A 23,935-nucleotide genomic window follows, 5' to 3' on the forward strand; every position below is an offset into this window, starting at 1 on the left:
ATAATAGAATGAACTAGTACTACTTTTGACGGGAGGACATAAGATGGGCGCATGTATTGTTGTCGCGGACGATGAACGGAATATAACGGACGTGTGCCGACGGTATCTGGAGCGGGAGGGCAATACGGTATGGGTTGCTGAGAACGGGGAAGAAGCACTCCGATTATGGCGAGAGCATCGCCCGGACTTGCTTGTCCTCGACCTGATGATGCCGAAGGTAGACGGACTTGAAGTCTGTGATACGATCCGGCAGACAGATGATACGCCTATTATTATACTGACAGCCCGCGGAGAGGAAGCGGACCGGCTGCTTGGTCTGACGATGGGCGCCGACGATTATATGACAAAGCCTTTCAGCCCGAGGGAGCTTGTGCTTCGGGTCAATAATATTTTACGAAGAATGGGCTGGAAGAACGATGCTGCGGTCGGTGAACGGGATGTTGGCAGCAAAGCTTTGGAAGAAGCCGAAGGCGAGAAGGCTATCCATTATGAAGGATTATCGATCTTTCCGCAGGAGAGAAGAGTCACTGTGCAGCAAGCGGATATTGAGCTGACAGTCACGGAATTTGACCTTCTCTATTTATTAGCTACATATCCGGGAAAAGTATTCTCGCGCAGCCAACTGTTGAACCAGGTGTGGGACATCGCGTATGACGGCGATACGACGACTGTGACCGTTCATGTCCGGCGTCTGCGGGAGAAGATTGAACCAAATCCGTCTGATCCGAGGTGGATCAAGACGGTGTGGGGCATCGGGTACAAGCTCGATAGTAAGGGGATTGCACCATGAAGCTCCGCTCCTATCTGCTGCTAGCGAACACAATTAGTATCGCTTTTATTATTATTCTGCTGCTTGTTTTCTTTCAATATATGCTTGTGACGCGGGAACAGCTGATTTGGCTTGGTATTGCCACAGTTGGGGCAGGTATCGTCTCGGCGCTGTTATTCTACTTGCTCGTTCGCCCGCTAGAAGCATCGGTTCGAAGAGTGAGTGAGGGTGCGGCGCGGATTGCTGCAGGTGATTTAGAGGCAAGAGTTGAGAATACCGGCTTGACGGAGTTTAAGCTGCTTGCTGACCAGTTCAATACAATGGGAACCAATCTGGAGCAAAGCTTTCGTCAGGTGAAAACAGCAGAAGCAGCTCAGCGTGAGCTTGTTGCGAATATGGCACATGATCTGCGTACGCCTCTCGCTTCCATGCAATCTTACGCAGAGGCGCTGGAGGATGGCGTGATTCAGGACGAAGCAACGTATCGCCGTTATGTGACGACAATTCGTTCGGAGACAGTTAGGCTCAGCGAGCTTATACAAGATTTGTTTGAGCTCTCGACGCTGGATGCTGGGGCGAGGAGCAGAGAGGAAAGTCAGCCGGCGGTAGTAGAGGATGTTCTGCTAGAGCTGCATCCGAGATTTTCGCTTCAGCTTGAGGCGAAAGAGCTTCAACTGAGGGTAAGATTGCCTGATCGATCACTTCGAGTGAATATGCTGGCGAGACATCTTCAACGTGTACTGCAAAATCTGATCGAAAATGCGGTTCGTTATTCCCCTCAGGAAGGGATCATCGTCATTGCAGCTGAAGAGCTTGAGGGAGAACTCATTCGAATATCCGTCATCGACGAAGGAGCGGGTATTGCGGAAGCGGAACGCGAACGGATCTTTGAACGATTTTATCGAACGGATCGCTCTCGAAGTCGTCAAGGCGGCGGGGCTGGAATCGGGTTGTCGATTGCCAAGCTGCTGGTCGAGCAATATGGCGGACGTATTGGCGTAGAGCAGGCGGAAGGGCAAGGAAGTCGGTTCTGGTTCACCGTGCAGGAAGTGAAGATGGTCCAATAAGGAGGAAGACGAGTGGGCGAGTTGTTGAAGCGGCTGCGTAAAGGGTTTGGCAGGAAGCTGGTTGTACTGCACACGATAAACGGCTGGATTGTCGTAATCCTGGCATTGTCCGGCGTCATGCTGTTCATGAATTACTGGCGGGGTACGCTTGGAGAAGGCCGGGTGTGGTTGAAAGAGCTTCATATTATCGTAGGACTGCTCTCTCTGGCACCGGTCATCTTCTATCTCCTGCTCGCGGCCAAGCACTGGAAGCAGCTCAAGGGTAAGCCTTGGCAGAAATTTAATGTATTTGTTGTGCTTGGTCTACTGGTTGGATGGTTGATCTCAGGCTTACTGCTGTGGCAGTTCCGTACGGTTGGTCCGTGGTGGTCCAACCATGCTCTGACGGTTCATGATCTATTGACCTGGGTCGGGCTTCCTTACATCATTTATCATTCGATTACGAGAGCCAAATGGCTGAAGGAGCCAAACCGCCGGACCGTGCGGATAGAGCGAGAGGTAAAAGAAGGTGGAGCAGCAGTCATTCATCCTGCGGCAAGCCCGCAATCGTTTTTATCCCGGCGAGCTTTCGTAAAATGGGCAGTAGGCGGGGGCATTGCGATAGCGGTGGGGCCGTCTTTTCTCAAATGGACCGTGAATACGCTTGGGGTTAGCATCGGCAGCCCATCCTATGATGAGATTGTGACGAGGGATGGCAATCAAATGGTTCCTCTTCCGCAGCCAATGCCTGCATCTGCCCCTCCGGTGGGTGGGGGAGCGAAAGGAGATTTTCGCATCTACTCGGTGACACCAATTCCGTCATTCTCGAATGCGACATGGTCCTTCAAGATTGACGGTCTTGTCGACAAGCCGATGACATGGAACTGGGAGCAGTTCGTGAAGCTGACCCGGAAGGTACAGGTGAGTGATTTTCACTGTGTGACGGGCTGGTCCGTATACAAAAACACATGGGAAGGCATTCCGCTGAAGCAGTTCCTTCAAGAGGCGGGGGTTAAAACTAACGCGAAGACGGTTAAGTTTTACTCCGGAGATGGCGTATATACCGATTCGCTCACGCTTGAACAGGCGCAGATGGACGACATTATGGTCGCGGTGCTGCATGACGGCAACCTGATTCCGAATGATCTTGGCGGACCAGTCCGGTTGATCGTACCGAAGATGTACGCGTACAAGTCGGTGAAGTGGCTGAACCGAATCGAGCTGATCGACAAGGATCATGTGGGGTATTGGGAAGAGCGAGGATATGATATTGATGCTTGGGTGTAAGAATATCTTGAAACAAGGTGTACTAAAATAGACGCTTTGCTCAGGGGCAAATATCGTGCCATGACGGTTGACCATCCAATACACTGTTAACCAGGGCAGTTAAGTTTGGATGGCAGGAGGAATGGCGCTTTGGCTAGAAGCAAAAGGCTTACTATTGAACAGAGGGTCAGCAAATTGGAGCTTCCCATAACCGCTAGACGGATTGCACCAAGAGCAATAACGACCACTAAATTAGCAAGAAATGCGGTTACTTCAAGCAAAATTTCTGCAAACGTCATACCCGCTTTGATTGCGAGCCCGAGTTTTAACCGATCGATCGTCTCTGCTTTACCGGAGGTATTAGCAACTCCTGCATTTGATAGGGTCGTTCGTACGGTTCTGCCGCAAGTGATAGCCCATCCCGTATTTGATAACGCTGTTCGGTCTGTGCTGCCCACGCTTGTATCAACCCCGGCATTCGTGCAGGCCATTCAGGCGGCGAATATAAGAGGGGCTGCGGTGGCTTCAGATATTTCTGGTGTACAGGTAGAAGCGGGAGTGCAGGGAACACAAGATGCACAGGGAGCTCAAGGAGCTCAAGGAACTCAAGGCACTCAAGGTGCGCAGGGCGTACAAGGTGTGCAAGGCGTTCAGGGGGCGGTTGGGGCGCAAGGAGCAGCAGGTGCAGAGGGGCAGCAAGGTGTGCAGGGTCTATCTGGTCCTCCAGGTATTGTGGATATCCGGTTCGCAGGCAGCAATACACCGATTCCACTAGTAAATAACCAGGTCACGGTGGAGTTAACCTTAACGCCTATCGTTCTCGGAGCTAACCAGGTCGTGAAGCTGGATGCTTTTACAAACGTTGATTTTACCATTGTCCAAAGCTATTCCGTTAACAGCTTCCTGTCCAGAAACCCGGCGGATGTTATTACTACTAATAACGAAGCGATTATGCAGCAAGCTAATCAGACGGACTTCTCTCAAGCTACTGTAACGACTAATCTAACTTGGGTGGATAATCCGGGTCCAGGAACGTATACCTACTCTTTTACCGTAACAGGTCTTGCCACATCACAAGTGCAATTAGCCGGAGGGGCAATGAATAGCCGGTGCCTTACAGCTACGGTCATCAATACGAATGGAACCTTATGAGCTAAAAAGCCCAATATATAATCGAGGCCGGGATCCCTTGTGGAATTCCGGCCTTTTTGGTTAGAGTACAGACTTATTAAATCCTCTGGCGATCAGCCATACAGCTAGAATCATTTCATTCGCCGCAACGGGAACAGCGAGCAGGGCACCCCATACGGAAAGCTGAGGGAATACGCCAAACATCTCTAATACGGCTGCGATAAAAATTAAGGCTGCACCGGTCATACCTAGAATAGCGATTGGCCGCGGTACGAGACCGGAACGATAGAAAATGTAACTGTACAGCATAGTATTAAGGCCAAGCATGAAGTTGGGGCCAAGCAGGAAGGTCCAGTCGTGGATCGCTTTTAGTACGGTGCCGGAAGCCTGGAATGTCGCTATATCTGGGGAACTTGCTGCGGTAAATTCCTGACTTAAAGTCAGCAGGGACAATACGCTGACGATACCAATCGTAATAATAATGGCCTCAAGAAAACGAAAACAGACATGCCCTAGTGCAAGGGTTTCATTGTATTTGCGTAAGTGTGGAAACATCGTAATGGATGTACCAACCGCAGAAATGACAAGAATTAATTCCATTAATGCTCCGGTAATCACCTGATTGGCATGTGAAGCGCCGTTTACCAGGTAGTCAGAGCCGTTAAGGATGGGGTCGTACAACAGAAGTCCAATGATGGAAGAAACCGCCGCAAGGATAAATAGTACACCTGTCACTTTCCCTGTTGATATAGCTGATCTCATAGTTAACCTCCCTAATTAGATTCATCCCCGTAAAAGAATACCTCCTCAAGTGGTAAGCCAAAGGCGTGTGAAATGCGGAAGGCCAATTCGAGAGACGGGGAATAGTTGCCCTTTTCCAACGCTACAATCGTTTGTCTCGTTACGCCAACCTTGTCAGCCAATTGCTGCTGTGTCATTTCATTATGATTGAAACGTAATTTGCGGATGTGATTGCCGACAAGATTTTTGCTCATTGCTTAGACTCCTCTCCTGTAGTGATAAAGTTTCGTGATAGATCCGGTAACATCGGATAGGAAGCCGGAAACGATAAGAATGACGAACATGACAGATAGCGGCTGATCGGTGACCAGTGATCCCATGGCAAGCAGAAAGCCGAGGATAAAGAGGAAGAAAGAGTTCCGGTGTGCTCTTAACTCAATTAATTTATCCAGTTCATCGGCGAAGGTGGGTTCCTTCTCCCCGGTGGTGATCCGGAAAATGATGTTAAAGATGATGCTGATGATGATATGAGCCACGATGGATACCAACGTCAAGACAAGGACGAAGGAGCCCCAATAACGGAAGCTTTCTTCGAGCTCCAGCCCCTCCTCGGGGTACTGCACATACATGTACAAACAATAGGATGCGAAAATAAGTACGGCACTGATTAACGTGGTGATGCTTTTCTTCTCCTGGTAGGTCAAGCCTGCACCTCCTTAAATGGTAAATATAGTTAAGTTCTATATACAAAATGTAATCCAAACTATACTTGATGTCAAGTAAACTTTACACGTTAGTGAGCCTAAATTAAAAAACAGCCTTCCTTCGCTTAATAGCTAAGCAGAGGAAAGCTGTTTGACAGGTTGACAGGCGATTAATTCATTAGATTAATAACGATCCATAATTAACTGCGTTTTCAGCGAATCTTGAGCGAGGAACCAGCCTTTGCTTTGCAGGTAAGTGACCAGCTCATCATGTTTAGTGGAAGCAGTTGTGGCGCTGGTTGTTTTGAAGGAAGCCTCAACCACATATTCCGTGCCAGTGCCTGCAGCGTTCTTGATCGGCCATACTTCGATATAAATCTGCATGCCGCTCCATGTACCGATGGAACGTTTGGCAAGTACCGGACCGAAATAACGGGAGGATTGCAGTTTGCTTGTGCCCCAATCATTAGACAGCCAATCATTAAATTTGTCTGGTGCGTTGTTAATCATCAAGCTGCGGGAGTCACTAATCGATGGGAGATCCATGCCGCTGTAACCGGATTTGCTGCCGCTTTTGGTCCGAGTGATGCTGAGTGTTTTCTTCTGGTAGCCCCATTCCACTTGAGCCTCATAGTTGGTATCGCCGGAGTTAAAGCCATCATTGTTTGCCTGCGTCAGAGCGGCATTAGTATCGTTATTGGTGATGGTGTAGCGCTTCTTATAAGACAATTCGAAGTCATCTTCGCCTTCCGTCTTGCGGATTCGAGTGCTCCAGCCGTTGTTGTAGATGTCTTTGGTGTTGGTATCCAGGAAAGCTACGTTCATCTTCGTAACGGTTGTTGGCATCGAGAAGGCGCTTAATACGGAGCTTGTCAGCTTATAATCCGAGCCTAGTGTGGTGCTTGGATTCATAAGCAGCTTCACTTCATAATCCGGAACCATGTTACTAGCCGCATGAGCTGTTGATGGCGCAACCCCGGCCTCCGTAACGAGCGCTGCACCTAGTGCGATAATAATGGCCGCCGTACCGATGACACGTTTAAACATAAATTCATCTCCTTTGATAAAATGTTGGACAAACCTGTCCAAAGAAGATTTTATCTATGAAGTATTTCTACATGATTATGGAAATATGCGATATTTGTAAACGGAAGCCACCTTGGTTAGAAGATAGGGGCCGGATTCATGTATAATGCACATATAGCATACATACGAAAGGCGGTTATTCCTAAATGAACAATATCGTATCATTAAAATGGCTTCTTGCCCGCTTATATGAAACAGACATCGTTATCGTCGACTGCCGGTTCCAGCTTGGTAAACCGGACTTCGGCCGTGAAGCTTATGAAGCTTCCCACATTGCAGGTGCTGTATTTCTTGACTTGGAAAAAGATCTGTCCGCTCCGGTTGAAGAGCATGGCGGACGCCATCCATTGCCGGACATTACGGCGTTAACCGTTGCCCTGAGCAAAGTTGGTATCAGTAATGAAACTCGCGTCATTGCTTACGACGATCAAGGAGGAGCGTTCGCTTCGCGTCTGTGGTGGCTGCTGAAATATTTGGGCCATGAACAAGTATTTGTGCTGGATGAAGGCTATTCGGCTTGGCAAAACGCCGGCTTCCCAGTCAATGCCGATCAGAAAGTGCTGATCCCAGCACGCTTCCTTGCAACGGTGCAGCACAACATGCTCGTTGAGATGGACGAAGTCCATGAGAAGCTTGGTAATGAGAACATTACGCTCATCGATTCCCGTGATGGTGCGCGCTACCGCGGAGAAGTTGAGCCGCTGGATAAGAAAGCCGGCCATATCCCTGGAGCCATAAACTATCTTTGGTCCGAAGGCAAGGGAGAAGGCGGCAAGTGGAAAAGCGCGGACGAGCAGGCAGCTCGTTTTGAGGGATTAGATAAAGATCGTGAGACAATCGTCTACTGCGGCTCCGGTGTCACGGCTTGTCCGAATGTACTGGCTTTGCAGGATGCAGGCTTTACGAAGGTAAGGCTGTATGCTGGGAGTTGGAGTGACTGGATTAGTTATGAGGGGAATCCGGTGAAGGTTGGGGAAGAGTAGGGAGAGAGTTGAATAGAAGTGAGTTGAGATACAGAGCAAGGCGAGAGGGATGCCGTTGCTCTGTATTTTTTATGTTTCGTTGTCAATACCAGTTCAACAGTCAGCAATTAGGAAATGAGTACAACATGACTTTGTATGAGTGTGTTCATTGAATCAATATTTGAAGACTATTAGGTGTAAATTAAGGAATTGTAGCAAGTAAGAAGAATTCAATTTTAAATAATAATAATATAGGGAAAAGAAGGAAAAAAATAAGAGCTGTTGAAGTAGTTGTTTTATGATTGGGAGGATAATAGTAATTTTTGTTATTACCAGATCAATATTAGAACTCGCATATTATGGGGATACTATTAAAAGACAAATTTTATTTAGGTAGGGGATATACTTGAACAAATTTGAACCGTTTGACCCGTTGGAAGCTAAGCATATTGTAAGTTCTGATGTGGCAACAAGATCTGTTAAAAGGGAAATTCTTAATATTTTGGCTTCCTATGTTGGTTGGTTTGATCCTTTTGCAGAAACAATACAAAATGCGTTGGATTCTATAGAGGAACGAGCAGAATCTGAAGATTCTAGTTATATACCCTCTATCTTCATTACTATTGACATTCAAAATCAAATGTTATTTGTAACTGATAATGGCGTCGGCTTAGATGAGCAGAAATATAAGTCATTCTTGGCTCCCGATTTTTCATTTAAGTCAGGCAAGACGAGAGGACATAAAGGCGTTGGGGCAACATATTTAGCATATGGCTTTAATTTTATGCAAGTCTGCACTAAAACCCCTGATTTTTCGGCCGTAGGAAAACTTGTTGATGCAAGAAAGTGGATATTAGATGAAAGTCCTTCTGGAAATCCAGAAGTAAGGTACGATGAAACAGGAGCAATTGACGATAAGTTTAAGGAAATCGATAAAGGCGTATCTATTTGTCTGAAATTTGATAAATATACCCATCCAAAAGACTTAGGTTGGCTAAAAGTAGATAATGCTTCGGCCTGGATGCAAATACTCTCAGTAAAAACTGGGTTAGGTGCATTTAGAGAGAATAAGGATATTAGAGTGGAACTAACAGTTTTTTCTCGCTCAGGGGAAATAACGTCAGATTCAATAACCGGCATTAATTATCTATGGCCACATACAGTTGTAAGAAAATCTGCTTCTATTCGTGAAATAGAATCGAAAAGGAGTGAATTGTTTGATAAAGGAAAGGATCCATATAGGTTACCTTCTTATTTAAATGATTTAGATATGGTTTACGAGTATTGGGGAACTGAGGATTTAATATCTCTAGCAGGAATAGATCCAGATAGTGAGGAAATGGAAGTATGTATTAAGTTCTCTCCATCTGTTTATTTTGCATATACCTACACTACAAAAGTTTGGGATAAGTTTAATCAAAACCTTAATGTTCGAAGCAATTATAAAATTCTTCAGGGCGGAATTCAACTAGCTGCAAACAATATGCCACAAGGAGAAGTAATTCAAATACCATTAAAAAGATACATTGGTCGACAACATCAGGTTCATGCAGTGTTTCATTTTGATAACTGCAGCGCCGACCTGGGGAGGAAAGGATTCCAAAGTGAAATTGTGGAGTTTTCGAAGGAGGTATCCAGAAAACTAATTGAAGGTGCGTTACAGAGGGTAACTTCTGCTTTGAAATCAAATACAGGAGTCGCACCAGATTTATTAAGGGAGAAAAAAGTCGAAGACTGGAAAGATGAAATGATGCGATATGAAAATGAGAACCCTCTAACCTTGATTAGTGAGCATTTCTTTCTTCCACTAAAAACAATTTCTATCACTTCACAACCTACCAGAGAACAAGATGTTATTGCATTGTTTAACCAGTTAATTGCAGGTGGAGTAATACGTGGGGTTAGAATTATGTCAACTAACGAACGGTTTACTTATGATGGTTTATACCGCATTATAATTGCTGAGCCTTTAGAAAACCACATTTATAATAATGAAATAAATCCATTAGGTGTATTACGTGAAAATACTGATCAATTAAGAGATAAGCCCTTCATATCAGGACCTAAAATTCTAGAGTACAAGTATTCACTTGACGGGCTAATAGAAAATATTCATGATGGCTCCAAAAACTCAAATGATATTGGATTAGTTGTAGTTTGGGAAACAGGTGAGAGCTATAAAGGAAACTATAAAATCACCTCTATGCTAGACCAAAACAATATAAGTCTACGTCAATATCATGGATTAACCCATGTAATGACGAACGTTACTACTGGCCAACGAGAGATGGACTTGATTGTTTTGAAAGAAATGATTGATTTTCTAAATGACCCTATCTCCACTCAGCGCGATCAAGTGGAGAAGTATGAAGACTGACGTATTTATAAAATGGTGCCTATGGGCACCTTTTTGCTGGATTACCCTATGGCACAATTAAGTTTTACTCCAGATCATCAATGCCGTTATACCGCTTTATGGTGCTAATTATTTGAAGTTGACTCTATCAAAAATGGCGCAATCAATAGAGTATGTTGAAATAATCAATGAGTTTTAGTAATAAGATGGTAATAAGATTAAATTTATATAATTCTACGTTTTATCAAGTATTTCCACTTTTGAGTGATGTGATAATATTAAGGAAGGGGGCGAAAATATCGTGGCAACTGCAGAGCAAATAAAAATGTTAATAAAGTCCCATTATGAGAATGATAATGATCGTTTTAATACAATAGTTTTACAACTTGCCGCCTACGAAGCCAATAAAGGACATCAAGCCTTTGCTAGGCAAATTAGAGACATCCTTGAAAAGGGAAGGAATTTGAATAAAAAGATAGTTCCCATTAATAAAGAACTTAATGAAATGATTTTGCTTAGCAATAGTGAATATTATCTTAAGGACTTAGTTTTACACGACGAAATTAAATCTAGAATTGAACGTATTCTATTAGAATACAGGCAAAAGGAAAAACTTAATAAGTTCGGACTGAATAACAGAAGAAAAATACTATTCACAGGTCCACCTGGAACAGGAAAAACAATGACAGCTGAAGTTATAGCAGCTGAAACAGGGTTACCTTTTTGTACGATAATGGTGGATCGACTAGTTACAAAGTTTATGGGTGAAACAAGTGTAAAACTTAGACAGATTTTTGAAAATATAAGTGAAGTGAAGGCAGTTTATTTATTTGATGAGTTCGATGCTATTGGTTCAGAAAGAAGTCTTGATAATGATGTAGGAGAAATGAGAAGGGTATTAAACTCCTTCTTGCAATTCTTGGAGAATGAAAATTCGGGAAGTTTTATTATTGCAGCCACAAACAATCTTAAACTATTAGATCAAGCCCTATTTAGACGGTTTGATGATGTTATCCAGTATCAACTACCTGACAAAAAGCAAATTATTAAATTAATTCAGATTCGGTTAGGCCAGTTCTCTAGTAAAGATCTATACTTGAATGAGATAGCTGAAAACAGTTTGCATTTAAGTCATGCTGAAATATCAAAAGCATGTGATGATGCGATAAAAGAAGCAATCTTAAACGATACAAATGAGGTTAATGAGAAGTTATTAGGAAAAATGTTTAATGAGAGAATTTCCGTTTATAGGCGGGGGGATTAAAATGAGTGAATTGCGCTTAAAAAATATTTTCATTACACAAGATGGGGGATTAATTCCTTATACTTCTAGACAATCCGGTGGGCAGCGAGCTACCTATCCACCTCGTCAAAGGGAAGAGCATGGTGCTTACATTTATCGAAGACTACGAGAAGCATGGCAAGAATCTAGAAGTATTAATACTGAGAGAACTGCTATTTCTCTTCCTACTAAGGAAGGAACTTATATCGAATTTTTAAGTTCACCGGATTACGAATTGGAGCTCAGTAGTTTGGAAAGGAGACGTTCAGGGATACGACTTCTAAATGTTCAAGCTATCGAGCAAGACGGGTTGCCAGTAAAGAAAGCAACTGTTTTTATTCCAGAAGGTCAAGAACAGCATTATTTACAAAAAGTCGAGGAGTACCTTCAGTCGGATACTCCATCAGGTAGGCCGAAAAACGAAAAACTCATTGCAAGTATTGAGAACATTAAAATTGCAGTCCTCGAATCGTTCTGGGTGGGAGACCATAGATATATGCCCGAGGACTCACCTCAATGGTGTGAGGTTTGGCTTAGTAGCGATAGTGAGGATGTAGAAGAGCGATTTCGTTCAATGGTATTAACAACGGGTCTTTCGATGCAACCAGAATCGTTAAGATTTCCGGAGCGTACAGTGGTCTTGGTTTACGCAAACAGTACAAATCTGAAAGAAATAATACTAAGGAGTCCCGATATCGCAGAAATAAGAAGGGCTGCCGAATTGGCAAGTTTTTTCACCACTTTGGATAATTCAGAACAGGTCGCTTGGGCAAAGGATCTTATGGAGAGATTAGATGTAATAGCTGATAGTTCTGTATCTATATGTATTCTTGATACAGGTGTCAATAACGGTCACATTTTATTGAATCCTCTACTAAAGGATGAAGATAAAAGGAGCTATAATAGAGAATGGGGTAGCAATGACCACAACGGACACGGAACTAACATGGCAGGGATTGCTGGTTATGGAGATTTGCAGGATGCACTTGAGACTAGGGGGAGGGTCAAAGTTTTCCACAACCTGGAGTCATATAAGATTCTTCCGCCACCTCCTGGTGAGAATGAACCCAAACTGTATGGGGCAATAACATCACAATCAATAAGTGATATTACAATAGATAAACCTAATATTAAGCGAATTCTTTGCATGGCAGTAACGGCACCAGATTACGAGACAACAGATGGGAAGCCTTCCTCCTGGTCCGCCGCAATAGACGAAATAACGTCCGGGTATTTAGATGAAGAGAGAAAGCTATTCATTGTTTCGGCAGGAAATGTTAGTGACCCAACTTTATGGAGAGAGTATCCAACAAGTAATTTAAACATGCCAGTGCAAAATCCAGCACAATCATGGAACTCATTAACCGTAGGAGCATTTACCGAGAAAGTATCTATTAATAAAGTAGAGAATGGGGATTTTGAAGCATTGGCCCCAAGAGGGGGACTATCTCCAACCAGCTCTACGTCATACTTTTGGGATAATAAATGGCCCATAAAACCAGAGATATTACTGGAAGGCGGAAACATACTTAATGATCCGAGTGATCTCAGAAGTTGTGATGATTTATCTCAGCTTACAACGTCTCATAGAGTACTTATGAGGCAATTCGATTATATGAATGCAACAAGTGCTGCCACAGCAAAGGCTGCCTGGATGGCTGCACAGATTCAAGTGGAATACCCTGATGCATGGCCAGAAACGATTCGTGCATTAATGGTACATTCTGCTGAATGGACTGAGACACTGAAAGACCAGTTCCTTAGAGGCAATTCAAAAAGAGATTATCGAAATATGTTGAGAATTTGTGGTTACGGGGTTCCTAACTTGGAACGGGCAATATGGTGTGCTAAAAATAGTGTAAACATGATAATACAGTCTGATTTACAACCTTTCGAAAAAAATGGTTCAAGATACGTGACCAAGGATATGCACTTCCATGAATTACCTTGGCCTAAAGATCAACTTTTAGAACTAGGTAATACAGAAGTAGAACTAAAGGTAACATTATCGTACTTCATTGAGCCCGGACCAGGAGAGGTTGGCTGGAAGAATAGATATCGCTATCCATCGTGTGGCTTGCGATTTGAAATTAATGGGTCTGATACAAAGGAGACTTTTCTTAGAAGGATTAATGCAGCGGCTGAGACAGATGAGGATGAGATCGAAATTGAAGGTACAACCGTAAACTGGTTAATAGGAAAACAGAACAGACATTTGGGATCAATACATTCTGATGTCTGGACGGGAACCGCGGCGGAATTAGCAACAAGTAATCTAATAGGGATATACCCTGCTGTTGGGTGGTGGCGAGAGCGACATTGGCTTGGTCGGTGGAACAAAAGAGTCAGATATTCACTTGTAGTTTCACTTAAAACACCTGAACAATCAATTGACTTATATTCTGTTATATCAAATAAAATAGAAACAACTGTGTCAGTTTAATCAGAGGAAGCCGAGGATCTCGGCTTTTTTTATTTCAATATTTCGTCGTTAACCGTTACGGAGAGGCTTATTATAAGTGGAGCAAAAATATTGCTTATTTAGTGTTTGTTTCTATACACCATACGAGCCGGACATGCGCCACAAAACAAAAGAGCCGCGCAGTCCGCGCGGCTCCCACCTGAAAATCGTTAAACCTGTACCCCCTGCTTTCGGTACACCTCTGGAAAATGATCACCTATGAGCAGCTCGCCCGGCTTTACGTTGACGTAGGAGAGCATGACATGCTCTCCCACAGGCTCGTAGCGGGTGTGGCCTGGCATGTAGTGTACGGCGATGGCGCGACGCTTCATTTCGGATCGGTTGTTCGGGCTGCCATGCCAAGTCAGGCAGTGGTGGTATCCCACTTGGCCTTTCTTGATCTCGAAAGGCACGGCATTTACTACTGCGTTGTTCGGCAGCATCTCCGGCTGTTTATGGTACGGCATGAAGTCCGGCGTGTTCGCCAGATAGCGCTGGTGATTGCCCCACTTGTGGCTGCCCGGCACCATCCACATGCAGCCGTTTTCGATGACGGCGTCGTCAAGCGCGACCCATGCACTGACGAGGTCGGAAGGCTGGATGATCGGCCATAGCGGGTGATCTTGGTGCCAGTGCGTAGGTCCACCTGTAATAGGCGGCTTATATTGCACTTGGTCATGCCAGATGCGAAGTGAATTGGAATGGCAAAGCTGGGCAATTTCCTCGCAGATGACCGGATGTGCGGCATGTTGTAGGAAACGATCGCTGGCGAGCCAGATATTAACGATCTGGACGACACTCTCGCTCGTGATCATTTTCATATTGTCATACGGGGAATCCGAACTTAGCATGTTGTGATTTAAGGCAGGTTTATTGACGGTCTCGCCGTTCATCACCTTGTCGAGCTCCTCGCGAAGCTCATCTACCTCGGCCTCGCTCAGCACAACCCCACCTTTTAGAAAACCGTTGTTTTCAAACTCCGCGATTTGTGCTTGACTTAACATATGAACTATTCCTCCTAAAAAGAATTGTCACCCAAACAGCCGTATGGCTGTTCGTGATGATTCTTACTTCGAAAGCGTGAGCTTAATGAATTATCACCACTATGGACCGTGTACGGGCTATCGTGATGATTCTTACTTCGAAAGCGATCACCTTAATAATCAGTGGATTAGATGCGTTTCGAACTTGCGTTATTGCTTGATGTGCTAAGCATAACGGAGTTTGTAAGCGGTGTATTTACAGATACGAAACAGGTCTTTGCACTTTTCAAATATCATTAATCATTCCTGCCATGAGGTGATTCCGCCGTATGTTCCAAGACCCGCCGCATCCGCCGTATTCAAATCCGGATATCGTCCTGGGCGCGATCGATGATCTGCAGCCAACGGTAAACTTTGCGAGCCAGGCCGAAGTGCCTGCCTTCGAGCAATGGGGGCCTCGCATCATCCCGGACTATCAGCTGTTCTGCCTGCTCTCGGGCGAAGCCGAAATAAGGATCGGCCAGGAGCAATATACTCTAGCAGCAGGAGATAGCGCGCTATACGGACCCCATTGTCCGCACCGGATCATCACGCGAACGGGTGCCGTCTTCATCGGCATCCATTTTGCATATCGCCAGTCATCGCTAGAGCCTGTCCACCCTGCATTCTCGATTGAAGCATGCAGCGAGGAGAAGCTTAAAGCCAGTATCCGCCCTAATTACAAGCTTGAGCTCTACAACAAAGAGCTGCTGGAGTTACCGCCTTTCTTTACCAAGCCCGACCTCAAGCCGATTTTGATGCGTATTGTAAAAGAATACATGAACGAGCAGCCGGGCTACCGCATCGTGCTGCGTTCATTAATGACAGAGTTGATTGCCACCATTGTTCGCAATCAGCTGACGAAGCGGCCGAGGTCGCCGGAACAGGGCAAGATTGATCCTGCCCTCCAGGCAATTAACCAACAGCCGGAGAAGAATTGGACCGTGAATGAGCTCGCTGCGCTGTGCGGCTATCACGTCATCTATTTCTCATCGCTATTTCGCAAATGTACCGGCGATAGTCCGAAGCAATATCTCATTAACGAACGTATCCGTAAAGCGAAATATTACCTGCTCAGCGGCGAGAAGATGGAAGTGATCGCAGAGCGGCTTGGCTACGCAAGCGTTCATTATTTCTCCCGTAACTTTAAAGAGGAGACTAGTTTGACGCCTACGGAATTCAGAAATTGATTGATCCGATTGCGGTGGGGGACGAAGAAGCGCAGTATTACTTGAGGATGAATAGAGAGCGAGGCATGAGGAACGCCGTCGCTCTCTATTCCGAATGCTAGAAGGGGCCATTCATGGCTTGCGCCGAGTTTTTCCTCCCGAAAGCCTATTATGCAGGAAGCCTGCATAATAAATCGGAAGCTGTAGGCTTTGTCTGAACACTTTGGGAGTGGCAGCCTGCTTAAACACTTCTTTTCCAGGTATGGCGTTAGCCTCGATAATCCAAATATGGGACTGATGATCTATCCCGAAATCAAGTCCAAGCTCTACAAGCCGTTTTTGATAGGACCGTTCTAATTGTACGGCAATTTCAAAGGCAAGCTCCCGAAGCTTTTGCTCAAGCTTTAATGCCCGCGTAGGACCAAATTGTCTGGATAAGAAAGAGATAATCTCCTTTGCGCTGCCTTCAGTAGCCAAATTTGAAGTAATGTTACCCGCTTTCCCTAAACGTACACCCATCCCGGTCAGATGCCATTGTCCAAGTGCATTTTTCTGAATGAGTACGCGAATATCGTAGACTCTATTCGCAGAGTCGGTTATATCTACCCATTTTTGAACGAGATACTTCCTTTGGCTGCTCAGTTGAGCAAGCTTCCCATGCAATCCCTCTTTAGATAAGTGGATTCTCTTCCTTTTATTTTCCTCTAAAACATATTTCCCGTTCATATAAGACAGCTTCAATATTCCCGTTCCTTTGTGGGTGCCAAGAGGTTTAATAATGACTTTTTTATATTTATGCAGCATACTATGCGCGGCTTGATTATGGCTTAACAGCAGGGTGGGGATGAGATATGGACGGAGCCTGCTATTTACCGAGAGCTTTTTATGAATGTTCCATTTATCATTCTCCAGCCAATCCCCTGCAAAAGGAATGCCCGTGTTTTCTTTCACTTGTCTAGCTTCCCGGAGCATTCGGCCGCTATAGATGCCGCGGTCATAGATGATAGCAGGATACGGGGATCTTGGCTCATAGCGCCAATGATTATTCTCATATACCCATCCGGAAATGGTTCGAGATCTTCGATCGACATGGTCAGGCTTAAACAATAATAACTTGTCAAACCCAGCTGCCTGAATGGCCTTGGCCTGCCATTTAAAAACTCCCCTGTTCATTCGATCCCACATGATTCCGAGAGTTGCCACAAATAAAGCCTCCCCTCCTTGATTTAATTTTAGTGTATGAATGATTAATGGAAAGGACACAAAGCCCAATTGTGATTAACAAAGTAACAATGTAGTACACGAATAATAGACTGATGCATAGCTGATTTTTAATGGAAGGAAAGGTTCCTAACCATGATCAAAATTCGCAGTCGAACCTCTCTACCGTCCGATACGGTCCTGGTCGCCCCAGCATTCCTGAAGAAATGGAATTTATCTCGGAATCAAAGTCTCCTTCTCCAATTCGGCATTACGACCATTCCAATCAAATTGACGACCTCAGAGAAGGTAGCGCAAGGCCAATTGCTCGTCTCTGATGCATGTATGAACCAATTAAAGATACCGGCAGAAGGACGATTTCAAGTACGCAAGGATGGAAATACGCTGATCGTGGGTCCTTATATCGGCATTCTTGTTGATAAGATAAAAGGCAGGCTCCCATTTCAGAATTTAATCCATTACACGAAGATGTACGGTCACATAAACGGAGCACTATTAGCTTTTTCTCCTGAGGATGTTAATCTTCGGGCGAAGACGATTCGCGGGTTTATGTATTCGCCTGCAAAGAAGACATGGATATCCGGTCAATACCGATATCCTTCGTCTATATTCAATAAATCGTTGACCAGTCATCCATTAATGAGCCATTTTCAACACAACCTTGGGAAAACCATATTTAATGACTTTCGGCTGGATAAATGGAGCATGCACAAGCTTCTCTCCCGGAACGTAAGCGTTAGAACTCATCTGCCTAGAACCATTCTGTATCAAAGGCCGCAGGATATCGCCCGAATGTTTGAACACAGTGAAGAGTTATATATGAAGCCTGTCCAAGGATCATTTGGGAGTCATATTCTCAAATTGTCAAAACAAAATAATAGAATAACGGTTACGCATAAAGGCTCGTTGAAGAAGCATTTTCACAATTTGCAGGAGCTGGGTCAATTTCTTCAGAAACAAACCCATCATTCCGGCTATTTAATTCAAGAAAGAATAAAGCTGGTCTCTTCCAAGGAGCGTCTAATTGATTTCCGGTTAATCCTAGTGAAAAACGGACATGGGCATTGGCAGCGGATGGGGATTATCTCAAGGCTTGGACCTCGGAGATCGATTGTAAGCAACATATCCAAAGGTGGAACGGCAATAGAAGGGAAACGAATGCTTCGAAGGATTCTGCATAGGGGAGAAGCTGAAGCTAGAGCTACTTGCCGCAGGATGGAAAAGGTTGCTCGGAATATTGCTATGCAGCTGGTGTCATCGGGCTATCATGCCGCTAATTTGGGCTTTGATTTTGCTCTTGATACACAGAACAAATTATGGATTATCGAGGTTAATCATAATGATCCCAATCCTACCATCGCTTTGGACGCAGGGGAGAAACAAATGTTTCACCAAACAATTAAAGCTAATATGCTGTATGCAAAAAAACTAGCCGGCTTCGGCACAAGCCATCCATTGAAAGGAAGGCAGTGATAATGGCTATGTATGTTAAAAAGCTGAATCATGCAGAGAAAGACAGCTTACACGTAAACCAAGCTTTTTTGCGGAAATTCGTAAGTAGACCATCAACCGTCCAGGTGCATTTCGGAGGCTGGAGCCGGCAGTTAAAGGTGAGAGTATCTCAAAGCCTGCCAAGCAATACAATCGGTATTTCATCGCCATCTCTGGAAGGGTATAGCCTTCCTGCGTTGCAATATAAAGTATTGGTCAAGGGAAAAAACGTCCACATCGGTCCAGTGCTGGGTATAGTCGTATTTAAACCAGGCGCGGATATAACAATAGAGAAAGTAAAGAATTACAATGATTATTTACGTCCCTATTCTCATATACAGGGCTTAATCTTTGTTTGCGGGGCTGACGATATTTCCTTGCAGGCGAGGAAGATTAGAGGGTACTATTATTCTCCAAATGGTAAAAAATCAAATTGGACTCTTGGTACTTTCCCGTATCCATCCGCTTTATATAGAAGAGCAGCGCTGAATCCGCCTACTTACAAAGCTCTCAAACGGGTGCTTGGCAAGCGTCTGTTTAATGGTTATTTCCTGGGCGACCATTTTAATAAGTGGAAATTATGGAAATGGCTTTCCCCAAATCCGGCGATCCGCAAGCATTTGCCCCATACGAGAAAGCTGCAGAGCCGCAAAGATCTGGATGACATGTTATCCCGATATAACGCCGTCTATCTGAAACCTACTATGGAATCTATGGCCAGAGGGATTATAAAAGCGGTTCGTTCGGGGGATGGCTACCAGTTCATTTACCCTGAAAATAATAAAAAGGCTAGCGCTTATCGAATTGTACCCGTTAGAACCAAGGAGGCAGCTGGTTTTCTAGCGAATCTCCTGCGAGAACAACAGTATATCGTGCAGCAAGGGATAGAAATGAAACGAAAGGACAGCAGAGGCATCGACTTTAGGGTGATTATGCAAAAAAACGAACAGCTTCAGTGGTCCTGTACAGGTGTCATTGCAAGGTTCGGCAAGAAAAACGGCATTGTTACAAACTTTACCTCTGCCGGCTTTGCATCCAAAGGTTTGAATGCATTACAAGGCACTTATGGCTATAGCCGAAGTCAGTCGCTGCAGACGCAGCAACGAATGATAGAGATCTGCACCAAGGCCTGCAAAGTATTTGATGCCAAAGGCGGGAACTATGCCGATATTGGTGTCGATGTGATGGTGGATAAAAACGGTCATATTTATGTGTTGGAAGTAAACATTTTACCCGATCATCATCTGGCGTTGTATGCAAAGCAAAGGGACTTATACCTTAAGCAAGTTGCTAAGCCATTGCTGTACGCCAATGCACTTTCCGGCTTTAAAACCTGAAGTGCCTCCTAATAAAAAAACATCCTTAAGCGCCTAATGGATCCGGGCGTTTAAGGATGTTTTTTTATACGCATACCTTATTTAAGAACTCTTTCAGGAGCTCCCTCAAATGTAAGCCGAACAGGCATGATCGTGCCATCCTCGTTGAACGTCATTCTGTCTATGCAGGTGACTCGATGATTGGCATCCGTTTCTTCAAGAGGCCTCCGGTGGTAGACGATCCAATATTCGTCCGTTCCAGGTATCTGAAGAAATCCGTGGTGACCTGCGCCGGTCGCGACGTCCTCCTGTTTAGCGAGCACGACACCAAGCCGCTCGAAAGGCCCCAGCGGATTATCGGATATTGCGTAAGCGACGCAATAATTTGGTCCGCCCCAACCGCCCTCTGACCACATGAAATAATACTTTCCGTCTTTCTTAATCATGCACGGACCTTCGACATAGTTTGTCGGAGTGATCTCTTTGAATGTCTCTCCATCTTCGAATGTTCCAAGGCTAATCATGTCCTCGTTCAATTTTGCTACTACGCAATGGCCCCATCCACCGAAATAAAGGTAGGCTGTTCCATCTTCGTCGATGAATGCATGCGGATCAATCGGCTGCGCGTCGTGATGGAACCTGTCGATCAGCGGTCTGCCTAGTGGATCGTGGAACGGGCCTTCCGGCTGATCAGCCACCGCTACGCCGATTCCTCCAAGCTCATCGTTGCTCTGAATGTCGTTAGCGCAAAAATAGAAATAGAATTTGCCATCCCGTTCGATTGGCGAAGGTGCCCACACAGCTCGCCTAGCCCAATTGACCGTTGAACGGTCCAGTACTTTTTCAACTTTATGCCATTCGACGAGGTCTTTCGAGTAGAATGCATCAAAAAATGTCTGTTCGTCGTATGGAGCGGAATAAGTAGGATACACCCAATATGTATCATTAAAAACGCGGGCTTCCGGATCGGCATACCATCCCGGGAAAATCGGGTTTCCTGAATTCTTCATATTATGATTCCTCCGTAGGTTGAATGTAAGTGCTTTAAGCCTCCTAAATAATAACACAAAATGGCGCATTGAAAACGCTAACAGACAAAAGCAACCGACAACTTATCGGGTGATAGGGGATCACATACTCATGGGACAAGATGTTATAATAAAATTGCGTTTGCTAATTTTTAATGGATTCAACTCTTGATCGGAGGTTAATACATTGTCAACTTCAACAGCAGTACAATCCTTGTTCCGTCCGTTTACTCTTGGTCAACTTACACTGGCCAATCGCATTGTGATGGCGCCTATGACGCGCGCTATGTCTCCGGATGGGGTACCGGGAGAAAATGTGGCCGCTTATTACCGCCGGAGAGCCGAGAATAACGTGGGCCTTATCATAACGGAAGGAACGGTGGTGAATCATCCCGATTCCTCAAACTCCAATGATGTGCCTCACTTTTACGGTGAAGAAGCGTTAAAGGGCTGGGCTAACGTCGTAGCCGAGGTTCATGCTGCGGGCGGGAAAATAATGCCGCAAATCTGGCATATGGGCACGAAGAAGCAGGTGAATGACTATACCGTAGCCGAGATCGCAGCTATCGTCCGAGCATTCGCCGACTCGGCCTTTGAAGCAAAGCGGCTCGGCTTCGACGGCATAGAGATCCACGGTGCGCACGGCTATCTGATCGACCAGTTCTTCTGGGAGAAAAGCAATCAGCGTACGGACCGTTACGGGGGCAGTCTGCTAGCCCGTACCCGATTCGCCGAAGAGGTCGTCCGGGCTTGCCGCGAATCTGTGGGGCCTGATTTCCCGATTGTGCTGCGGCTTTCGCAGTGGAAAGAAAGGGAATACACCGTGAAGCTGGCTTATAGTCCTGAAGAGCTGGAGCAATTTCTGCAACCGCTGGTGGATGCAGGCGTGGATATTTTCCATTGCTCGACCCGCCGATACTGGGAGCCTGAATTTGCCGGATCGGATTTGAATCTTGCGGGCTGGGTGAAACGGATCACCGGCAAACCGACGATTACCGTAGGCTCGGTTGGACTCGACAGTGATTTCATGACCTTCTTCACCGAAGGAAAAAGCTCTGCCAATACAGGAATTGAAGGGCTTGTGCAAAAGCTCGAAAATGATGAGTTTGATCTGGTAGCGATTGGCAGGGCACTCCTTGTTGATCCAGCATGGGCCAGCAAAATCCGCGAAGGTAAATTGGCTGAATTGGTGCCATTCACGCCTGAAGCGCTAAAGACCCTATTTTAAATAACATAGGTTGTATTTGATTAAAGGCGGTTCCTTGCGGAGCCGCTTTTTTGCTTTGTTGAGTAATCCTCCAAGGCATAGACGTATCCACTAACGAGCGCTACACTAGGGAAGGCAACAGAGAATAATAACATAGTAGGAGCTTGTAAACGTGACCTTATCCAATAGTACTCCATCGTGGAAGAAACTTAGTCTTTATGCTGTGACATGGCCCATATTCGTTGACTTCGTGCTGCGGATGCTGCTGGGCACAGTGGATGTGTTTATGTTAAGCCGCATCTCCGACAAGGCGACAGGTGCAGTAGGCTTAGCCAATGAAATTATTTATTTTTGTATTCTGATGTTCGGCTTTGTTGGAGTAGGCACCAGTGTTGCGGTTGCCCAGTATATCGGCGCAGGGCGGGCGAAAGAGGCGAGTCGTATTTCAGCGCTGGCGATTACGATGAACCTGATATTCGGGATCCTCGTCAGCATCGTTCTCGTAAGTTTTGGGGAATCTCTGCTGCAGCTATTGAAATTAAATCCTGAACAAATTGGAATTGCTAATCATTATTTGAAGATCATTGGCGGTTTTATTTGGATCGAGGCGCTTTCTTACGCAGTGTCGTCAGTCATCCGTTCAAGCGGAAACACGAAGAGCGTTATGTATGTCACGCTAGGTGTGAACATTATCCATATTGCAGGAAACTATTTGCTTGTCTTTGGCAACTTGGGCTTTCCGGAATGGGGGGTTACAGGAGCGGCTATATCAACGGTCGTGAGCCGTTTGCTCGGCATTATCGTTTTATTTATCCTTTTGTATCGCCGGATTTCTGAACCCATTCGTCGTAAGGATTACGTGACCTGGAACGGTTCTTATGCAAAACAGATCATGAGCATTGGCTTGCCTGCCGCGGGGGAGCATATCTCTTATCAGTCGCAGTATCTGATGATTATTAGTTTTGTTAATATGATTGGTATCACTGCATTAAATACGCATGTTTATGTTATGAATATATCGAACTATTTTATGGCGTTGGGGTTAGCGATCGGGGTGGGGACGGAAATCATCGTCGGACAAATGGTTGGTGCGGGGGATATGAAAGCGGCCTACCAGAGATTGATGAAAAGCTTGAAGGTTAGCTTCTTATTAACAATAGTGATCGTCGGTGTGGCAGCGTTATTCCGGCATGAGCTAGTTGGCATGTTTACAGATGATCCTGAGATCATTGCTGCTGGATCGAGTATTTTTTTGCTTTCCATCATACTTGAACCAGGCAGAACCTTCAATACGGTCGTCATCAATTCGCTGCGTGCCGCCGGGGATGCGCGGTTTCCTGTCTTGATGGGCACTATATCCATGTGGGGAGTGTCAGTACCACTTGCCTATTTGCTAGGCGTTCATTTCGGAATTGGACTGCTTGGCATATGGATTGCCTTTACGGTTGACGAATGGCTGCGAGGAGTCATGATGCTGCTTCGCTGGAGAAGCCGAGTCTGGGAAAAGAAAGCGTTAGTGAAGCCGGCTTCCGTTTCGGATAACGGCATGGAGGCGCAGGCTTAAAAACGGATTTGAGAAGCTGATCCAATGGCAAACCACCGGTCCCATCATAAGCAAACTTAGCAAAGCGTTCTGAATCGTATAATCGATTCGGACGCTTTTTTTTGCCTATCATT

Annotated in this window: 20 protein-coding genes; 13 read left to right on the forward strand and 7 right to left on the reverse strand. The window is 45.2% G+C overall.

Features of this window, described 5'->3' with window-relative positions:
- Positions 1-43 precede the first annotated feature (43 nt).
- The 4 genes from FHS17_RS11185 to FHS17_RS11200 all read left to right on the forward strand — a co-directional run bounded on the left by FHS17_RS11185 (position 44) and on the right by FHS17_RS11200 (position 4,233).
- Positions 44-790, forward strand: coding sequence for a response regulator transcription factor (locus tag FHS17_RS11185; RefSeq protein WP_167278484.1), 747 nt, complete (start codon positions 44-46; stop codon positions 788-790).
- Positions 787-1,836, forward strand: coding sequence for a sensor histidine kinase (locus FHS17_RS11190; RefSeq protein WP_167278485.1), 1,050 nt, complete (start codon positions 787-789; stop codon positions 1,834-1,836). Before FHS17_RS11185 ends, FHS17_RS11190 begins: the two co-directional genes overlap by 4 nt.
- Before the next feature lie 12 nt (positions 1,837-1,848).
- On the forward strand, positions 1,849-3,102 hold the full coding sequence (locus tag FHS17_RS11195; protein ID WP_167278486.1) for a molybdopterin-dependent oxidoreductase: 1,254 nt from the start codon (positions 1,849-1,851) through the stop codon (positions 3,100-3,102).
- A 129-nt stretch (positions 3,103-3,231) separates the two neighbouring features.
- The gene (locus FHS17_RS11200; protein ID WP_208420327.1) at positions 3,232-4,233 is read left to right on the forward strand and encodes a hypothetical protein; all 1,002 of its coding nucleotides are present in this window, start codon (positions 3,232-3,234) and stop codon (positions 4,231-4,233) included.
- A gap of 60 nt (positions 4,234-4,293) precedes the next feature.
- On the opposite strand, the gene FHS17_RS11205 is transcribed toward FHS17_RS11200, so the two are convergent.
- The 4 genes from FHS17_RS11205 to FHS17_RS11220 form a co-directional block, all read right to left on the reverse strand.
- Entirely contained in the window at positions 4,294-4,974 is a 681-nt protein-coding gene (locus FHS17_RS11205; RefSeq protein WP_167278488.1) for a DUF4386 domain-containing protein, read from the reverse strand.
- A gap of 11 nt (positions 4,975-4,985) precedes the next feature.
- Positions 4,986-5,207, reverse strand: coding sequence for a helix-turn-helix transcriptional regulator (locus tag FHS17_RS11210; RefSeq protein WP_167278489.1), 222 nt, complete (start codon positions 5,205-5,207; stop codon positions 4,986-4,988).
- A 3-nt stretch (positions 5,208-5,210) separates the two neighbouring features.
- On the reverse strand, positions 5,211-5,657 hold the full coding sequence (locus FHS17_RS11215) for a hypothetical protein (RefSeq protein WP_167278490.1): 447 nt from the start codon (positions 5,655-5,657) through the stop codon (positions 5,211-5,213).
- 183 nt (positions 5,658-5,840) lie between these two features.
- Positions 5,841-6,704 carry a hypothetical protein gene (locus FHS17_RS11220; protein ID WP_167278491.1) on the reverse strand — a complete coding sequence of 288 codons (864 nt, stop codon included), beginning with the start codon at positions 6,702-6,704 and terminating at the stop codon, positions 5,841-5,843.
- Positions 6,705-6,889: 185 nt separating this feature from the next.
- On the opposite strand from FHS17_RS11220, the gene FHS17_RS11225 reads away from it, so the two are divergent.
- The 4 genes from FHS17_RS11225 (at position 6,890) to FHS17_RS11240 (ending at position 13,786) form a co-directional block, all read left to right on the forward strand.
- Positions 6,890-7,726 carry a sulfurtransferase gene (locus FHS17_RS11225; protein WP_167278492.1) on the forward strand — a complete coding sequence of 279 codons (837 nt, stop codon included), beginning with the start codon at positions 6,890-6,892 and terminating at the stop codon, positions 7,724-7,726.
- A gap of 385 nt (positions 7,727-8,111) precedes the next feature.
- Positions 8,112-10,082 carry an ATP-binding protein gene (locus FHS17_RS11230; RefSeq protein WP_167278493.1) on the forward strand — a complete coding sequence of 657 codons (1,971 nt, stop codon included), beginning with the start codon at positions 8,112-8,114 and terminating at the stop codon, positions 10,080-10,082.
- Between the two features lie 280 nt (positions 10,083-10,362).
- Positions 10,363-11,325: an AAA family ATPase gene (locus FHS17_RS11235; RefSeq protein ID WP_167278494.1), complete on the forward strand. Its 963-nt coding sequence runs from the start codon at positions 10,363-10,365 to the stop codon at positions 11,323-11,325.
- Positions 11,291-13,786, forward strand: a complete 2,496-nt coding sequence (locus FHS17_RS11240; RefSeq protein ID WP_243865299.1) for a S8 family peptidase — start codon at positions 11,291-11,293, stop codon at positions 13,784-13,786. The genes FHS17_RS11235 and FHS17_RS11240 overlap by 35 nt, the downstream gene beginning before the upstream one ends.
- A 188-nt stretch (positions 13,787-13,974) precedes the next feature.
- Here the strand turns inward: FHS17_RS11240 and FHS17_RS11245 are convergent, their stop codons facing one another.
- Positions 13,975-14,808, reverse strand: coding sequence for a phytanoyl-CoA dioxygenase family protein (locus tag FHS17_RS11245; RefSeq protein ID WP_167278495.1), 834 nt, complete (start codon positions 14,806-14,808; stop codon positions 13,975-13,977).
- 308 nt (positions 14,809-15,116) lie between these two features.
- On the opposite strand from FHS17_RS11245, the gene FHS17_RS11250 reads away from it, so the two are divergent.
- Complete coding sequence (locus FHS17_RS11250; RefSeq protein ID WP_167278496.1) at positions 15,117-16,016, forward strand: helix-turn-helix transcriptional regulator; 900 nt, start codon at positions 15,117-15,119, stop codon at positions 16,014-16,016.
- A 111-nt stretch (positions 16,017-16,127) separates the two neighbouring features.
- On the opposite strand, the gene FHS17_RS11255 is transcribed toward FHS17_RS11250, so the two are convergent.
- On the reverse strand, positions 16,128-17,198 hold the full coding sequence (locus FHS17_RS11255; RefSeq protein WP_167278497.1) for a YheC/YheD family protein: 1,071 nt from the start codon (positions 17,196-17,198) through the stop codon (positions 16,128-16,130).
- A gap of 153 nt (positions 17,199-17,351) precedes the next feature.
- Here FHS17_RS11255 and FHS17_RS11260 point away from each other — a divergent pair, with 153 nt between their 5' ends.
- The gene (locus tag FHS17_RS11260; protein WP_167278498.1) at positions 17,352-18,689 is read left to right on the forward strand and encodes a YheC/YheD family endospore coat-associated protein; all 1,338 of its coding nucleotides are present in this window, start codon (positions 17,352-17,354) and stop codon (positions 18,687-18,689) included.
- A 137-nt stretch (positions 18,690-18,826) separates the two neighbouring features.
- A complete protein-coding gene (locus FHS17_RS11265; protein ID WP_167278499.1) occupies positions 18,827-20,044 on the forward strand; it encodes a YheC/YheD family protein in 1,218 nt (405 codons plus the stop codon).
- A gap of 77 nt (positions 20,045-20,121) precedes the next feature.
- Here FHS17_RS11265 and FHS17_RS11270 read toward each other — a convergent pair whose 3' ends face one another.
- Complete coding sequence (locus FHS17_RS11270) at positions 20,122-21,033, reverse strand: glycoside hydrolase family 43 protein (RefSeq protein ID WP_208420328.1); 912 nt, start codon at positions 21,031-21,033, stop codon at positions 20,122-20,124.
- A gap of 205 nt (positions 21,034-21,238) precedes the next feature.
- On the opposite strand from FHS17_RS11270, the gene FHS17_RS11275 reads away from it, so the two are divergent.
- Together FHS17_RS11275 and FHS17_RS11280 are read left to right on the forward strand one after the other, a co-directional pair.
- On the forward strand, positions 21,239-22,279 hold the full coding sequence (locus FHS17_RS11275; protein WP_167278501.1) for an NADH:flavin oxidoreductase: 1,041 nt from the start codon (positions 21,239-21,241) through the stop codon (positions 22,277-22,279).
- Between the two features lie 151 nt (positions 22,280-22,430).
- The gene (locus FHS17_RS11280; RefSeq protein ID WP_167278502.1) at positions 22,431-23,822 is read left to right on the forward strand and encodes an MATE family efflux transporter; all 1,392 of its coding nucleotides are present in this window, start codon (positions 22,431-22,433) and stop codon (positions 23,820-23,822) included.
- The last annotated feature ends 113 nt before the right edge of the window (positions 23,823-23,935 follow it).

Origin of the sequence: Paenibacillus lupini (assembly GCF_011761355.1) — a bacterium.
GTDB classification, from domain to species: domain Bacteria; phylum Bacillota; class Bacilli; order Paenibacillales; family Paenibacillaceae; genus Pristimantibacillus; species Pristimantibacillus lupini.

Coding starts and splice junctions, on each gene's coding strand:
- FHS17_RS11270 (WP_208420328.1), bottom strand. CDS start 21,033: ATGAAGAATTCAGGAAACCCGATTTTCCCGGGATGGTATGCCGATCCG.
- FHS17_RS11220 (WP_167278491.1), bottom strand. CDS start 6,704: ATGTTTAAACGTGTCATCGGTACGGCGGCCATTATTATCGCACTAGGT.
- FHS17_RS11260 (WP_167278498.1), top strand. CDS start 17,352: ATGATCAAAATTCGCAGTCGAACCTCTCTACCGTCCGATACGGTCCTG.
- FHS17_RS11225 (WP_167278492.1), top strand. CDS start 6,890: ATGAACAATATCGTATCATTAAAATGGCTTCTTGCCCGCTTATATGAA.
- FHS17_RS11210 (WP_167278489.1), bottom strand. CDS start 5,207: ATGAGCAAAAATCTTGTCGGCAATCACATCCGCAAATTACGTTTCAAT.
- FHS17_RS11205 (WP_167278488.1), bottom strand. CDS start 4,974: ATGAGATCAGCTATATCAACAGGGAAAGTGACAGGTGTACTATTTATC.
- FHS17_RS11240 (WP_243865299.1), top strand. CDS start 11,291: ATGAGAGAATTTCCGTTTATAGGCGGGGGGATTAAAATGAGTGAATTG.
- FHS17_RS11185 (WP_167278484.1), top strand. CDS start 44: ATGGGCGCATGTATTGTTGTCGCGGACGATGAACGGAATATAACGGAC.
- FHS17_RS11190 (WP_167278485.1), top strand. CDS start 787: ATGAAGCTCCGCTCCTATCTGCTGCTAGCGAACACAATTAGTATCGCT.
- FHS17_RS11245 (WP_167278495.1), bottom strand. CDS start 14,808: ATGTTAAGTCAAGCACAAATCGCGGAGTTTGAAAACAACGGTTTTCTA.
- FHS17_RS11250 (WP_167278496.1), top strand. CDS start 15,117: ATGTTCCAAGACCCGCCGCATCCGCCGTATTCAAATCCGGATATCGTC.